Source organism: Streptococcus sp. OH4692_COT-348 (assembly GCF_003859975.1).
GTDB lineage: Bacteria > Bacillota > Bacilli > Lactobacillales > Streptococcaceae > Streptococcus.
The window spans coordinates 86112-102006 of sequence record NZ_RQZB01000003.1 but is presented as its reverse complement, the minus strand read 5'-3'; the positions used below and the strand labels follow the sequence as shown (position 1 = coordinate 102006).

10 protein-coding genes are annotated in these 15895 nt (G+C 42.7%); 2 read left to right on the top strand and 8 right to left on the bottom strand.

What is annotated here, in order from left to right; genetic code table 11:
* Nucleotides 1-194 precede the first annotated feature (194 nt).
* The 6 genes from EII37_RS02380 to EII37_RS02355 all read right to left on the bottom strand — a co-directional run bounded on the left by EII37_RS02380 (nt 195) and on the right by EII37_RS02355 (nt 9122).
* The gene (locus EII37_RS02380; RefSeq protein ID WP_049488630.1) at nt 195-1118 is read right to left on the bottom strand and encodes a carbohydrate ABC transporter permease; all 924 of its coding nucleotides are present in this window, start codon (nt 1116-1118) and stop codon (nt 195-197) included.
* A gap of 13 nt (nt 1119-1131) precedes the next feature.
* A complete protein-coding gene (locus EII37_RS02375; protein WP_124787479.1) occupies nt 1132-2061 on the bottom strand; it encodes a sugar ABC transporter permease in 930 nt (309 codons plus the stop codon).
* Between the two features lie 209 nt (nt 2062-2270).
* A complete protein-coding gene (locus tag EII37_RS02370) occupies nt 2271-4151 on the bottom strand; it encodes a beta-N-acetylhexosaminidase (protein ID WP_124787478.1) in 1881 nt (626 codons plus the stop codon).
* Nucleotides 4145-5014, bottom strand: a complete 870-nt coding sequence (locus EII37_RS02365; RefSeq protein WP_185695938.1) for an ROK family protein — start codon at nt 5012-5014, stop codon at nt 4145-4147. Before EII37_RS02365 ends, EII37_RS02370 begins: the two co-directional genes overlap by 7 nt.
* Nucleotides 5015-5097: 83 nt before the next feature.
* The gene (locus EII37_RS02360) at nt 5098-7743 is read right to left on the bottom strand and encodes an alpha-mannosidase (RefSeq protein ID WP_124787476.1); all 2646 of its coding nucleotides are present in this window, start codon (nt 7741-7743) and stop codon (nt 5098-5100) included.
* A gap of 98 nt (nt 7744-7841) precedes the next feature.
* Nucleotides 7842-9122 (bottom strand): glycoside hydrolase family 125 protein, encoded by a 1281-nt coding sequence (locus EII37_RS02355; protein ID WP_124787475.1) that lies wholly within the window; start codon nt 9120-9122, stop codon nt 7842-7844.
* A gap of 170 nt (nt 9123-9292) precedes the next feature.
* Here EII37_RS02355 and EII37_RS02350 point away from each other — a divergent pair, with 170 nt between their 5' ends.
* Entirely contained in the window at nt 9293-11380 is a 2088-nt protein-coding gene (locus EII37_RS02350) for a GH92 family glycosyl hydrolase (RefSeq protein WP_124787474.1), read from the top strand.
* Between the two features lie 273 nt (nt 11381-11653).
* Here the strand turns inward: EII37_RS02350 and EII37_RS02345 are convergent, their stop codons facing one another.
* Entirely contained in the window at nt 11654-12538 is an 885-nt protein-coding gene (locus EII37_RS02345; protein WP_004235732.1) for an SPFH domain-containing protein, read from the bottom strand.
* A gap of 257 nt (nt 12539-12795) precedes the next feature.
* Between EII37_RS02345 and EII37_RS02340 the strand changes: the two genes are divergently transcribed.
* Nucleotides 12796-13653 carry a 5'-nucleotidase, lipoprotein e(P4) family gene (locus tag EII37_RS02340; RefSeq protein WP_124787473.1) on the top strand — a complete coding sequence of 286 codons (858 nt, stop codon included), beginning with the start codon at nt 12796-12798 and terminating at the stop codon, nt 13651-13653.
* Nucleotides 13654-14383: 730 nt separating this feature from the next.
* On the opposite strand, the gene adcA is transcribed toward EII37_RS02340, so the two are convergent.
* On the bottom strand, nt 14384-15889 hold the full coding sequence (gene adcA / locus EII37_RS02330; RefSeq protein ID WP_124787472.1) for a zinc ABC transporter substrate-binding lipoprotein AdcA: 1506 nt from the start codon (nt 15887-15889) through the stop codon (nt 14384-14386).
* Between the last annotated feature and the right edge of the window lie 6 nt (nt 15890-15895).

Genomic DNA, 15895 nt, shown 5'->3' with positions numbered 1-15895 from the left:
TTTTATTTTTAAACTTATAAACAATGTAATGATCTTATGCTCAATGAAAATCAAAGAGCAAACTAGGAAACTAGCCGCAGGCTGTACTTGAGTACGGCAAGGCGACGTTGACGCGGTTTGAATTTGATTTTCGAAGAGTATTAACTTCACACAAGGGAAGTTGGGAACTGAGAAATGTTTTTTCTCAATAAGCACTATTCTTTCACACCACCGATAGTCAAACCTTTTACAAAGTAGCGTTGGAAGAATGGATACAAAATCGCGATTGGAAGGGTTGCGACCACAACCATGGCCATACGACCTGTTTCTTTTGGAAGAGCAACTCCCAGTTGACCAGATAGGCCGACTGCTTTGGCGATGTAGTCCATATTTTGCTGGATTTGCATGAGCAAATATTGCAATGGATACAAGTTGTCACTCTTGATGTAAAGAAGGGCGTTGAACCAGTCATTCCAGAAACCAAGTGCTGTCAAGAGCGTGATGGTTGCGATACCTGGTAGTGACAATGGCAAACAGATTTGGAAGAAAATCCGGGCCTCACTAGCACCATCGATACGAGCGGATTCTAGAATAGCTTCTGGAATGGTCTTCTTGAAGAAGGAACGCATCAAGATGATGTTAAATGGTGAGAGAAGCATTGGAACAATCAAGGCCCAAACTGTATCACCAAGTTGAAGTAAACGAGTGACCACGATATAGCCTGGTACCAAACCAGCGTTGAACAACATACTAAGAAGGGCAAAAATCGTAAAGAATCTGCGATACTTAAAGGTTGTCCGTGAGATGGCGTAGGCATAAGTTGTTGTGATAAAAACGTTTGTGATAGTCCCCACCACTGTTACAAAAACTGAGATGAAGAGGGCTTGGAGAATTTTATCCTTAAATTGTGCCAAGAACTCAAAACCGTCTAATCCAAATTGAGATGGGAAGAAGCTATATCCATTTTGGAGGATACTCTTTTCATCTGTCACAGAGATAACAATAACAAATATGAAGGGTAGGATACAAGAGAGGGCAACCAAACCAGAAATGGTACTAAAGAAGATATCTGCTTTCTTACTGAAGGAGTGAATGCCGACATTATCAATTTTTTCTTTTTTAATTTTCTTTTCTGCCATATTCTCCTCCTTTCTAGAACAAGGCTGAGTTTGGATCAACTCGTCTTGCAAGTAAGTTTGATAGGATAACCAGAATCAAGCCGACAACTGATTGGTAGAGACCTGCCGCTGAAGCCATCCCGATATCCGCTGTCTGAGTCAAACCATTATAAACATATACGTCCAAGACGTTGGTTACGTTATAAAGCTGACCAGCATTGTGGGGGATTTGGTAGAAAAGACCGAAGTCTGCACGGAAGATATTTCCGACTGCAAGGATGGTCAATACAGTTACCAATGGTGTCAACTGTGGAATAGTTACATTGCGAATTCGTTGCCATTTGCTAGCCCCGTCCACTGTTGCTGCTTCGTAGTAGGTTGGATCAATTCCCATGATTGTCGCATAGTACATGACACTGCTATATCCAAAACCTTTCCAAATACCTAGGAAAAGTAGGAGATATGGCCAGATACCCAAGTCAGCGTAGAAATTGATTTCCTTCATCCCGATAGATTCTAGGAAATGGTTGAAGACCCCTTTGTCAATGTTTAGGAAGGCATCTGTAAAGAAACTGATGATAACCCAAGACAAGAAGTAAGGGAACAACATGGAAGTTTGGAAGATCTTAACCATTCTCTTAGAACGGAGTTCACTGAGGATGATAGCAATCCCTACTGATACAATCAAACCGATAAAGATAAAGCCTAGATTGTAGAGGACAGTATTTCGAGTGATGATAAAGGCGTCTTTTGAACTAAACAAGAATCTGAAATTATCGAGTCCGACCCATTTACTATTCACGATACTATCTATAAATCCATTACTGGTCATGTGGTAGTCTTTAAAGGCAACCACGTTCCCAAATACTGGAATGTAGAAGAATAGAATCAACCAGAATGCCCCTGGTAAAACCATCAAGAGAAAGATCCAATTGTCTCTCAAGGTTTTTGAAAACTTATTCATAATTTCCTCCCTTTTTTATTTTGATATCCATCTAAAAATTCCTTTTTAAACTTTTGATAACGATTACATTATTAGTATACTCCTATTTGAAGGTTGGGTTAAACTACTAATTATAGAAAAAACTCCACAAATTATTTTATGTGGAGTACTTTTTTAAGAAAGGGATGTTTCACGAGAAACACTCTGCTCAAGGCAAGGTGTTCTTGTTTTTAGGTTGTATAAATGGTTGAAGCTGTCGCAATAGTATGCCACTGGTTGGCTGTTGTGGCTGCGAAGTCCTTGTCTGCGTAAAAGTCAGTAAATGGCAGGATTTCCACTTCTAACTCATCGATGCGGTCAATCTGACCAGCCAGATAAGCCTCAATACGACTTTCTGCGCGTTTGATGCGTTGCAAGAGTCCGCCCATACGGATATCGACCGTATCCAAACCAAAGACCTTGTTTTCTTTCAGCCATTGGTGGCTAAAGAGGGCATGGAAGTGTTCGATTTGGCTTCTGAGTTCTGGTAATTCTTGTCTGGCGATTTCTTGTAGGCTTTCCTTATCATCCACTTGATAGGCTTGACGAATGCGTCGTCCCACATCCACTTTGCTACTTAAAATCTGGTTCAACTGGGCCTGAGTTTCAAAGAGGTAGGCATAGTTGGCAGCTTTTTCTTTAATGTTAGCAAGCGTCTCAGCAGCCTGAGCGAAGTGCGGTTTGTCCTGTTCAGGTGTCATGTGTCGGTCAAGGATCGGACAGAGAACATCCTGATAAAAGACATAGCGGTTAGGATTGATCCCGCTGAGATTACCTGGTAGGTCTGGCAAGAGATTAGCTAGGTCAATCTGCATAAAATCTTCAACCGATAGACCTATATTGGTCTGGAAATGAGCAGACAAACGGTCTAGGTCATTGCGATAGCTGAGTTCTGCCCAGATTTGCAAGCTTGGTAGGATAGAGAATTGGGCTGTTTCCCCACCATTATCCCCCCAACCCGTCACGATGACTTCTTTGATATCATTGGCGCGACAGGCTTTATTGGCTTCAAGAGCAATGAGACGGCTGAAATGGTTGTTGGGTGTGAAACCAATCCACTTCCAAGCACCCCCCGCAAAGGCAAGGTCATGACTAATCTTGTGGTGGTTACTAAAGTTACGGTTGTATTTTTCCTCGCTATCCTGATAATAGTCCCAGTAAACCAAGGTCACACGATCTTTGAGACGGTCTAGGTAGACACGAGTTTCTTCTGGAATTTCCACATCACGGTCGTACTGCCCATCTACTGACATAAGTTTAAAGAACATATCGCTCCACATCTGGCAGTGGAAACCATATTTGTCTGCAATATCCAGCACGCGCTCCAAGTGTTGGCACATGAGGAGACTACGATCCACCACACCGTTTAGAATCAGGTAGCGTCCCAAACCAACCAAGTGGGCTTCGTCCATCCCGATATTGACCTTGCGAGTCTTCAGCTTAGACAGAGTGGCAAACATGCCATCAATCAGGTCATAAACCTTTTCTTCGCCGATAAGGAGGATATCCTCCACATCACGGAGCTCCTGAACTTCTTTGACACCCCATTTGACAAAGGCTGACAAGTGGGCCAAGGTCTGGATACAAGGCACAAAGGTCATAGCAAACTGCTGGGCATAGGCTTCGATCTCCTGCAACTCCTCAGCCGAGTAGGCTCCACGGAAATAGCCAAAGTAAGGCTGCCCCTTAATCTGGTAGGTGTCTTCCATGTAAAGCTCAAAGGTTGAGTAGCCCATGAGAGCCAAGACCTCAATCATCTGCTTGGCAGAAGCCACATTCAGCACCGCATTTCGAGAACAGTCAGCCATGTAGGCTAAATCTTCATAAGCCGCCTTCTCCTTAATCTCTACTTTATCACCTTCTGCTAGAGCTGTTACCAACAAGGACAAGGCGCGATAGAGTTGGTGAGGTTTGCGATAGGTTAGTTGATAGTGTCCACCCTCACCCTTGATAGAGATAGAGGCTTGGTCAGATTGGGCGACAGCTACTTCGACATCTGGTAGAGAAATGTGCTTTTGAAGCAACTCTATAGCTTGATGTTGTTTACTGCTAATTCCTGTAAATCTTACCATTGATTTTCCTCCTGTAACCAGTTGACAAGGGCACCGTAGAGATTGGCATCTGCATGATAGGTGCAGGCTTGGATGACGGGTGTGACCGTGTATTCTTCGTAGGTATCAACAAAGTCATCTACAGCTTTTTTGACCCCTTGAATAAAATCTGGATTTTGACTGATAGAGCCTCCCAGACTGATGACATCTGGATCGATGAGATACTGGATATTGAGCAAGCCTTGCGCCAAATTACGATTCATCCGCTCAATGGCTTCTTGACAAAGGGCATTTCCTGCTTCGGCTTCTTGGTAAATTTTGCGACCGTCCCAGTCAGTCTGACCAGATTTTTCAATCACGTATCGCACCATATTTCCAGTTGACGCTAATTGCGACCAGTTGTTAAGCTTTTCAGCAGGGGCAAGAGTTGTCATGTAGCCAAATTCTCCTCCCAAGCCGTGTCGACCTCGGTGAAGTCTGCCATTGATAATCATGGCTCCACCAATCCCTGTCCCAATCACGACACAGGCTGCATTTTCAAGCTCTGGATGAGCTAGCAATTCACTGAGTCCAACGCAGTTGGCATCATTTTCCAGATGGACAGGAATCTGATAAGAGCTAAGCGCCTCATACCAAGAAAATCCGTGAATGTAGGGCACCGCACTGAAGCCATCAATCACACCTGTTTCTTGATTGACCGCACCTGGAACGCTCATAGCAATCCCGCTATAATCCTGCTCTGACAAGCGTTGGTCTAGCCACGCTAGTAAATCCTCCAAGTTTTCTGGTGTTGGGATACTTGTCTTATCCAGTATTTTCCCATCAGGAGTCAGACTAGCAAACTTAATCCCAGTCCCTCCGATATCAATCGTTGCAATGGTCATTGTTTTTACCATAAAAAGGGGCGAATCAGCAGTTAGTCCTTACTTTTTCGCCCCTCCTTTCTTTTTATGTTTACTTTTTGAAATTAAATTTCTTCTTTTTTGATGAATTCTGTACGAATCTCTTGTGGTGAAATGAGGCCTCTATGAACTGGGTATGGTCGTTCAAGTAGGTCAAGGGAGAGATGTTGACTTTCCGGTACACGTACATTTTCACTACACATATTGTAGTAACGAAGAACATAGCCTTCTTCATTTTCAGCTACCTTAAAGGCTGTTGGACAGATTTGCGGTATACTGAGAACAGAATGGCTCAAGAGGCTACCAGTCGCAGCCACGCTTCCTTCTTGTTTAGCAAGCTGAAGGCTGGTAAACGGTGTCTGCAAGGCTTTAGCACGACGATAGGCTGAGAAGCGTTCTTGGGCTGGGTGGCATTCAAGCGCAAACTCGACTTCAAACTCACGCAAGCATTGTGCTTCTGGTGTTGGGAAGTAACCCCAGTCACCTAGCTCACCTGATGCACGCAAAATAGTCACTGCAATGGTGTCGTCTCCAAGGATTTCGTATTCATTCAATCCCTTGTTGGATACAGTCACACCTTTTTCATCGTCATACAGACTAACAAAGGCTTGTTGGTGTTGAGGATTTTCAGGATTTTCCCATGAAGCAGCTGGTTTATTTGGTCGTGTCACCACCTCATAGATACTTTCAGAATCATTGCTTGGACGCGTGTTATGAGTCTTGACCAAGAGACGGATACGGTGGTCTTTGGCAGTGTTAGTAAAGCGAGTCTTGCAACGGATTTGTGGATTATCAACGAAGATAGTCATCTCAGTTTCAAGAGGAATGCTTGTCAATTCTTCTGAACGTCCAGCTTCACGCTTCATAAACTCGATGATGCCTTTTTGCTCTTCTTCTAGCTTTTCATCTGCACTGACAGGCACGGTCAATTCATGTTTGAGCAAAATCTTAGCATAGCGAGCTGTGTTTTCCAAGACCTCGTAGCCCTTAAGCTCTGCATAGATTGGCTCTGTTCCTTTTGGTTGGAAATAGATATACTCGTTTCCGATGTCACCACGGTCTTCGAAGCGGATAAAATCTTCATAGACTTCATGAGTTGTCTTGTCATAGACTGTGATATTGTCATCCACACTTACCGTTACAAATGGTGTATCAATCACCCCGTTTTGGTAAATGCCTTCACGGTGTTCTTGTTCTCCTTCCAGCAATTGGAAGGTTGTCCAAGAAAGTGGCGCTAGGTGAACTGGAATTGTCACGCGCACTTGTCGAGCGATACGAGCTTGGCGGAACTTGTCTTTTGGTAAATCGTACTCAAAATTAGCCCCAAGATCCTCGATTTTAGCCTCTACAGGACGACCATCCAAGTCCTCCACACGATAACTTGGCAAGGTAAGAGCAGCCATCTTCTTGTAACCTTCTGTTGGGTGCAATTCCTTGAAATCACAAGTCGCCACATCAACCACTGTGCTGACAGTATCGACCTTATCATGCAAGCCTGTATTAATGATAGTAAAGAGATAATCACTTTGAGCCTTAGCTGTGGCGATTTTGCCCTTCCATTCGTTGAGAAGATTGGTCTTAACAAAGTTTCCAACTTGATTAACCTTGGCAAAACGAGTTTCCATCTCTCGGTGAACTTCGTCCACGCTACAGCCACAGATGCTATCATGTGGCGCATTCTGCAAAAGTGTTTTCCAAGCATAGGTCAACTGGTCCTTGTGGTTATGACCCCCAGTAATAATCGTCAAGGGTTCTACAACTTGCTCTAGGAGGTTGCTATTTTCTTGGAAGGCTTGTTTGAGGTAAATACGGGATGAAGAAGTGTTGGCAAGTGTGTACCAGCCATCAGTTTCCTGACTGGTCAACTCGCCTGTCACCGTTGATAAGTGTTCAGGAAGGACACCCTCCACAGCTTGGACATATTCATCAAAAGAACTATGCACAAAGGTCACATCTGGGAAGAGTTCATTGGCCACACGAATGGCTTCGCTCAGATTTTTCTGTACAGGTTGGTGGTCACAGCCGTTCATCATCAACCATTGGTTAGTCGAAGCGTAGGCACGCACATCTGACAATTTTTGTTTCCAGAAGGTCAAGGCCTCATCTTTGTCAATTGGGATTTCATTCCCGTTACTATACCAGTTGGCAAAGAGAATACCTAAAACACAACTACCATCCGCACCCTGCCAGTACATTTCTGAAAACTGGGATGTAAACTGCTCATCTTCAAGGACTTGGTTGTCAAATCCAATCGGCCTCACACCACGACCAAAAGCGGCCACGTGAATGCCTGATTTTTGAAGGATTTGAGGTGCTTGCCCCATATTTCCAAAGGTATCTGGGAAGTAACCAATCTGGGTTGATTTGCCCCATTTGGCAGCTTCTTGCTGACCGATAAGAGTATTGCGGACATTGGCTTCACTTGAAATCAAGTAGTCATCCTGCAAGATGTAAAAGGGACCAATTTTGAGTTTGCCTTCGTCAATGTAGCGCTGAACTTTGTCGCGATTTTCAGGGCGAATCTCCAAGTAGTCATCAAGGACAATGGTTTGTCCATCTAAATGGAAACTCTTGAACTCAGGGTCATTTTCAAAGAGATCAAAGAGATTGTCAAATAATTCCACCAACTGCATACGGTGGCTTTCAAAAGGCAAGTACCACTCACGGTCCCAGTGACTATGTGAGATAATATGTACGACAACATTTTCCATGAAGTAAAACCTCATTCTAAATTTAAATTTTTATTGTTAACGTTTTAAATGTAAATTTGTGATTCTTTCCAAGAATCAGTTGCGCTAAAGCGTGTTCCTTAGCGGATATCCAAGTAATCCAAGACCAATTCACAGAACATCATGTTGGCCCAAGAGAACCATTCACGAGAGTAGAGAGTTGGGTCATCCACGTGGAAGCTTTCATGCATAGCACCTGTACCACCATCGCAAGCAACTAGCTGATCTAGCAAGAATTTCTTCTCTGCCTTATCTCTTGTTGTCAAGCCTTGGATAGAAAGGGCAATGGGCCAGATATAGCGATAGAAGGTATGGGAACTTCCGAGACCGCTAGCGTATTCTCCTTGGTAGAAGTATGGATTTTCAGGGCTCAGAATGGTACGACGAGTGGCTTGATACACTTCATCGTTAACATCGCAATAGCCCAGATAAGGCGCAGCCAGCAGACTTGGTACGTTTGGATCATCCATGATGCTGGCATTGCCTAGACCATCCACTTCAAAGGCGTAAATCTTTTCGCCCTTGCTGTTGGTGGTGTAGGCGTAGTTTTCAATTCCTTCTTGGATTTCAGCACGGAGACGCTTAGCATCAGCAATAACACTCTCGTTATCAGCTAGGTCTAATGCTGCAAAGATTTCTTGCACATAACCCAAGACTACTACGGCAAACATATTTGACGGAATCAAGTAGCTATACTGGCAGCAGTCATCACTCGGACGAAAAGCTGACCAAGTCATACCTGTCACTGCAAAATCAGGTCCAAAGCCATCATTTACAAGTGTATCTTCCTTACGGTCCGTATCGCGGACAAAACGATAAGGAGAGTTGCTGTGGTCTTGTTCTACCGTCCACAGATGAAGAATCTCCTTAGTCGCTGCGACAAAAGTCTCATCAAAATGACTAGTCTCACCAGTCTCTTTCCAGAGGAGATAAGCCAACTGCAAAGGATAGCAAAGCGAATCCACCTCATACTTGCGTTCCCAAATCCAGCCATTGAGGTCGGTATGGTCTGTCTCGTGGTGCCCCTTCCAGTTTTCCTCGATGTTGAAGGAATTGGCATAAGGATCCTTGAGTACCAAGGTCATCTGACGTTTGACCAAACCTGAGATGGTCTGACGCAAGAGGGCATCCCTTTTAGCCACATGCAGGTAAGGTCTGAGTTGGGCTGTCGAATCTCGAAGCCACATAGCAGGAATATCCCCAGTCAAGACAAAAGTTGAACCATCTTCTAGGATTTCAACCGTATTGTCCAAGGTATCTGTATAGCAACGTTCAAAGACATCCACCCACTCTGGATGGTCCTTAGCCTGCTCTGCTACTTCATCCAGCCATTCTCTAACAATTTCTTTTGAATAAATCATCGTGCAGTATCCTCTTTCAAACAAGTTTCATTTTCAGTATATAGCTTTTGAGACAGAAAATACATACACAAATGATAGTCATTTTTCTACAAAATAGTTATCTTTGAAACTCCTTTTCTAAAGGCTATCTTTTTCTGATATAATGTAGGAAAACAGCTAAAGGAAAGACTATGAAACCACTACTTGAAACCATTGATACCCGCTTTGGAACTGCCAGCAAGCATGCCTTTTCTCGGGGAAATACCCTGCCGTATACAGGCGTACCTTTTGGGATGAATTACTTTGTACCCCAGACCAGTGACCAGGATGGATCTTGGTTTTTCGATCCGCATCTGCCTATCTTTCAGGGGATTCGATTAACCCACCAGCCCAGTCCTTGGATTGGGGACTACTCTTGGATCCTTCTGACACCTGTCACAGGTCAACTAGGTGGAGACAGCCTCTTCCATCGTCAGTCTTCCTATGATATGGATAAGGCCTCTTTCCAACCTCATTATCTGAAGATTTTCTCCCTGCGCTATCAGATTGAAATCCAGCTCACACCGACTTGCTATGGTGCTTCTATTCGTTTGGAGCAAAAGCAAGGCAAAGTTCTCTCCCTCTACCTTCACGCAGCAGATGAACTGACCGTGGAGCAAGTAGATAAGCGAACTCTTGCCCTTCGACAAGAAGGTAAAACTGAAACCAACAAAAATCCACTGATACTGTTCACATTCCTGAAAATGAATACGGATATTCTTGCTATCAATCAAGAAGACGGAGACTGGCGAATTGACTTAGCAAGTAGCCATGCTGAGATTCAGCTAGCGACTTCTTTCATCTCGCCTTCTCAAGCACTGCTTAATCTACCTCAAAAAGATTTTGATAACTGCAAAGCAAGTGCACAAAAAGATTGGGAAAATCTTCTCCATCGTTTTGATATCATGGAAACAGGAGAGACTGACAGAACCTTCTTTGATCACTGTCTCTACAGACTCTTCCTCTTCCCACAGATTTTTTATGAGGTTGATGAATCAGGGCAAGCCATCTACATAGATTTGGCTACTGGCACTGTCAAGCCCGGTGTTCTCTTCAGCAACAATGGTTTCTGGGATACCTTCCGCACCACTTTCCCCCTCTTTGCCCTTATCATACCGGAACACTACCACCGCTTTTTAGAAGGATTTCTCAATAACTACCGCGATACTGGTTTTCTCCCAAAATGGCTGGCTCCAGATGAACGTGGCATGATGCCTGGCACCCTTTTAGATGGCATTATCGCAGATAGCGCCTGCAAGGAAATGGCTCCCGACTTGGAAGAAGAACTCCTCCAAGCCATGCTTGAAACAGCCACTAAGTCCGACCCTCTCGGCATCAATGGTCGTCACGGACTAGCTCAATACCAAGAACTAGGTTATCTCTCTACCGACCACCACGAAAGTGTTAGCCATACCCTAGACTACGCCTATAGTGACTTTTGTATCGCAAGCTGTGCCAAAAAACAAGGGAAAATAGAAATCGCTGAAACCTACAAGACTGCATCACAAAATTACCGCCATCTATTTGACGCTGAGACAGGTTACATGCGAGCGCGTGATAGTCAAGGCAACTTCCGCCCTGACTTCTCTCCTTATAGTTGGGGACGCGACTATGCCGAATGTTCAGCCATCCAAGCAACCTTAGGCGTCCTCCACGACATCCCAGGCTTAATCCAACTTATGGGTGGAAAAGAATCCTTTAGCAACTATCTTTTGAAAACCTGTCAAGATGCTCCCCTCTTTGAGACAACAGGTTATGGTTACGAAATTCACGAAATGAGCGAGATGGCTACAGCTCCGTTTGGACAAGTCGCTATTTCCAACCAGCCTAGCTTCCATATTCCTTATCTCTTCCGCTACAGCAACTACCCTGACTACACTGACCTTCTCATCAAGACTCTCCGTCAGAAAGCCTTTCATGCAAACTGGCAAGCCTATCCTGGTGATGAGGATAACGGTAGTCTCTCGGCTTGGTATATCTGGTCAGCTCTCGGTTTCTATCCAACCTGTCCAGGCAAGCCCAGCTATGATCTCGGAATCCCTCTCTTTGACCACCTCCGAATCTATCTTGCCAAAGAAGATAAATGGCTAGATATTCATGCTGAGCAAAACCACAGCTATTTTAACTTTGTAAAAGAATGCCGACTGGATAAAACACTCGTATCTACTATTCAACACCAAGACCTCTTAAAAGCTGAACAACTAACCTTTACACTTAGCTGGTTACCAAGTCATCGCTAAATAATAAAAAATCTGAAATCCCCAAGGTTATCCACAAGTTGTGAACAACTATCCCAAACTGTGCTTAACTCTTTATTTACAGCAATTAAAACTACTTTATAATCCTCAAAAGTTACTAAATTGGTCATACAAATAAGAATTATCACTAAAATAATCAGAAGTTATCCACACTTATCCACAACCTGTTAGTAACTTTTGTGAATAGTCTTATTTAAGCTAAGGCTTATCTCTCACGAACACTAAAAAGAGCCTGACTCCAGGCTCTTTAGTCTATTATTTCTTCTCAGCACGTAGAGCTGACAAGATTTGTGTACGAATATCATCCACACCATTTGGCGTATTTGGTAAAAAGATAGTCTGATTTCCTTTAGAGGCAAAGGTATTCAATGTATCCAAATACTGGTTGGTCAAAAGAATAGACATGATTTGCTCTTCTGTCATACCAACATTGGCTTCCTTGAGTTCTGTGATAGACTCTGCCAATCCATCCACAATCGCCTTACGTTGTTGGGCAATCCCCACACCATGGAGGCGGTCTTTTTCTGCTTCGGCTTCAGCTGCAGTGACGATTTTAATCTTGTCTGCTTCCGCCAATTCTTGCGCTGCGACCCGCTTGCGTTGCGCCGCATTGATTTCATTCATGGATTGCTTAACTTCTGCATCTGGTTCGACCTTGGTAATCAAGGTTTTCACGATAATATAACCGTAAGTTGTCATTTCTTCCGCTACTTGATGTTGGACTTCAAGGGCAATCTCATCTTTTTTCTCAAACAATTCATCCAAGGTTAATTTGGGAACAGAAGAGCGAAGAGCATCTTCGATATAAGATTTAATCTGAGATTCTGGACGCATGAGTTTATAGTAGGCATCTGTCACGCTCTGCTCATTGACACGGTACTGAGTCGCCACATTCATCATAACGAACACATTATCCTTGGTCTTAGTCTCAACCACAATATCACTTTGCAACAAGCGCAACTGAATCCGCGCTGCAATCGAGTCAATTCCAAAAGGCAAGCGAATATGAATACCGCTATTGGCAACCTTTTGGTATTTCCCAAAGCGTTCAATAATCGCCACCGACTGCTGACGAACCACATAAACTGTACTCAGTGTGACTATCACCAATAGGAGCACACAAACCACCACAAAAATCATCAAAAATGTTGCCATTATCGTGACCTCCATCATTATTTTTCCTGTATTATAGCACATTTAAAGAAGGTTGTGCAGTTTTTACTGCAATTTTTCCTGAAATGTCAATAATTAGAGGTGAAACTACATTTCAAGTTAGTAATAGCTTTTTTCATTACATTATCTTCTATAGAATCTTCATCCATATTCAGAGAATAACTTGCCTTAACTTTTCCCTCGTGCTATACTAGTGATTGAAATTAATAAATAGGAGATATTTCATGAAAACAGCAAAAACTACTGTTACAATCCTTTCTGCACTTGCTTCTGTCGTCTTATTGGCTAGTTGTGCCACAAAATCCACAGAAACACAGACAAGCAATAATAGCTCATCTGATAATCAAATTACAATGACATATGACCAACTACGGTCGAGAGAAAACACTATGTCAACCCTTTGGTATCAAAAATCAGCTGAAACTAAAGCTTTATACATACAGGGTTATAACGTTGCAACAAATCACCTAAAGGAATTGCTCAAAACAGAATCAGACAAACCTTACTCTATCGTTTTAGACTTGGATGAAACTGTCCTAGATAATAGCCCTTATCAAGTACAAAATGTCAAAGATGGTACAGCATTCACACCCGAAAATTGGGATGTTTGGGTTCAAAAAGCTGCAGCAAAAGCCGTCCCAGGTGCCAAAGATTTTCTTCAGTTTGCTGACCAAAACGGTGTCCAAATCTACTATATTTCTGACCGCTCAGCTAATCAAGTAGATGCTACCATTAAAAATCTTGAAAGTGAAGGAATTCCTGTTCAAGGACGTGATCATCTCATGTTCTTAGAAAGCGGTGTAAAATCCAAAGAGGGTCGTCGCCAAAAAGTTCAAGAAAAAACAAACCTTATCTTATTATTTGGTGATAACCTCGTAGACTTTGCAGATTTTTCTAAGACTTCTGAATCTGACCGTGATAAACAACTTGAAGAATTGCAAAAAGAATTCGGTGAAAAATTCATCATCTTCCCAAATCCAATGTACGGATCATGGGAATCAGCTGTATACGCTGGTAATAAACTAGATGCTAAAGGTCAAGTAGAAGAACGCCAAAAAGCCTTGCAAGGTTTTGACAAATAAGCTGATTCTATATAAAATAAAGCTAACTCACAATCTTCAAAAAGTGGATAGGAAGGAATTCTGATAATCAGAAAACTTTCCTATCCACTTTTATGATTGATATAACATCAAGATTTTATACATCTGATACTATACGTTTTCTGATTTTAAAGACTTTTTGCCTATCCCTGATATTTCAAGAATTAAATGATGTTGATGATTTAAATTTAGTGTGATATACTATTTTTTGTCATCGGTTACCGATTACGTTCCTTACGGTTCGTGAGAGGAGGTGAAACTAATGAACCTTGCCCCAGAGCTCGTTCTTACTATTGTAGCGGACGTCATAGCAGGAATTATCTTGTATTTCGTCTGCAAATGGCTAGATGGTAAGAAGTAGACCGAATGACTAGCCTACCAACACCCGTTAAATCGTTAAGATACGTCAAAAAATCCCTTAACTACTGCAATAGTTAAGGGATTTGGTGTTCTAATGAACCTTACCCATTAAATTTATTCTAACACACAAGCGCTAAGATTTCAAGAGTTTTATTTATTGTTTAAAGTTCTGAAAGGTCTATAATGAGAAGTTATACTCAATGAAAATCAAAGAGCAAACTAGGAAACTAGCCGCAGGCTGTACTTGAGTACGGCAAGGCGACGTTGATGTGGTTTGAATTTGATTTTCGAAGAGTATTAGACATCTAGTACCCAAAAACCGACTAGCTCTTATGAACTAGTCGATTTCTCATCAATGCGCTAACATTTCTTGGGCGATTTCTTGGCCAGATAGGTTATCTGGGTAATAAGTTGGCCAGTTATCCATTTCTTCAAAGAGGGCTTCCTGGCTTGTGCCTCCAAAGAAGATATGAAAATGTTCTACCTTAACTGGGGCGATATTGTGGTCACTAAACTGAACATACTTGAACTGTCCAGCGTCTACATCTGTGGCTTCAAAGAGGAAGCGCACGCCACGATTGCCTTTCTTGTAAGTTAAGATTTTCCTACCAACATACTTGTAGGTGAATTTCTTACTTTGTCCACCTTGAACAAATTCCATAGTGTTATCAGTAATGTTGATCTTGCTCACATCTGTCTGATAGCCTTTTGTATAGTAGGCCTTGTACTCAGCCTGGGTCATCTTACCAGTCAACTTAGCCTTGTAGTCAAAGACTTGGTCAAACGTACCATCTTCAAGGAAAGGATAAACTGATTGCCAGTTACCTACATAGTCACTCAAGGTGCGGTCCTTGACGTCTGCATCCTCGAAGTAACCATTTTGAACTGTCTTGGTATCCTCTGCCTTTTCAGGCTCAATTGCTGGGCCTTCTTGGTCCGTTGTTTGTTTCAGAGCCTTGAGGTTTTTCTCCATAACGGAGATGTAGTTTTCGCCAGCCTTGGTATCCTCTTCTGTCAGACTTTCTAAAGGATTGAGGACATCTGTTTTGACACCTGCTTCTTTTGAAAGTGTGTTAGCAAGTGCTTGTGAAGCATTTTCTTCAAAGTAGATATAGGCAATTTTATTTTTCTTGACGTACTCTGTCAATTCTGCCAGACGAGCAGCTGATGGCTCGGCATCTGGAGAGAGACCTGAGATTGCGACTTGTTTGAGTCCATAGTCCAAGGCAAGATAGTTAAAGGCTGCGTGTTGAGTCACAAAGCTCTTTTGTTTGGCTTGAGACAAGCCTTCTGCATAAGCCTTATCCAAGGCTTGCAATTTTTCGATATAGGCAGCAGCATTCTTTTCAAAGGTCTCTTTTTTATCAGGATAATCTGCTGACAAGCTATCACGGATGTGCTCTACAAGTTTAACGGCACGAACTGGTGATAACCAAACATGGGGATCGTACTCATGGTGATGGCCTTCTTCTCCATGGTCATGGTCTCCCTCTTCTTCCTCACCACCTGGCAAAAGCAACATATCGCCTGTCGCCTTGATGGTTTTGACCTTTTTCTTATCCAAAGTATCTAGCAATTTAGGGACCCATGTTTCCATGTTTTCATTTTCATAAACGAAGGTATCTGCGTCTTGGATTTTGGCAACTGCCTTGGCAGACGGTTCATATTCATGGGGTTCTGTACCAGCACCGATGAGGAGTTCTACATTAGCAGTATCTCCTGCGACTTGCTTGGTAAATTCATAGACAGGGTAAAAGGTTGTCACAATATTTAGTTTGCCATCTGCCTGCTTTTGATTGGAACAAGCCACTAAAAACAAGGCACATAGACTGGCGAACAATAAGCTAATTTTTTTCACGTTAGT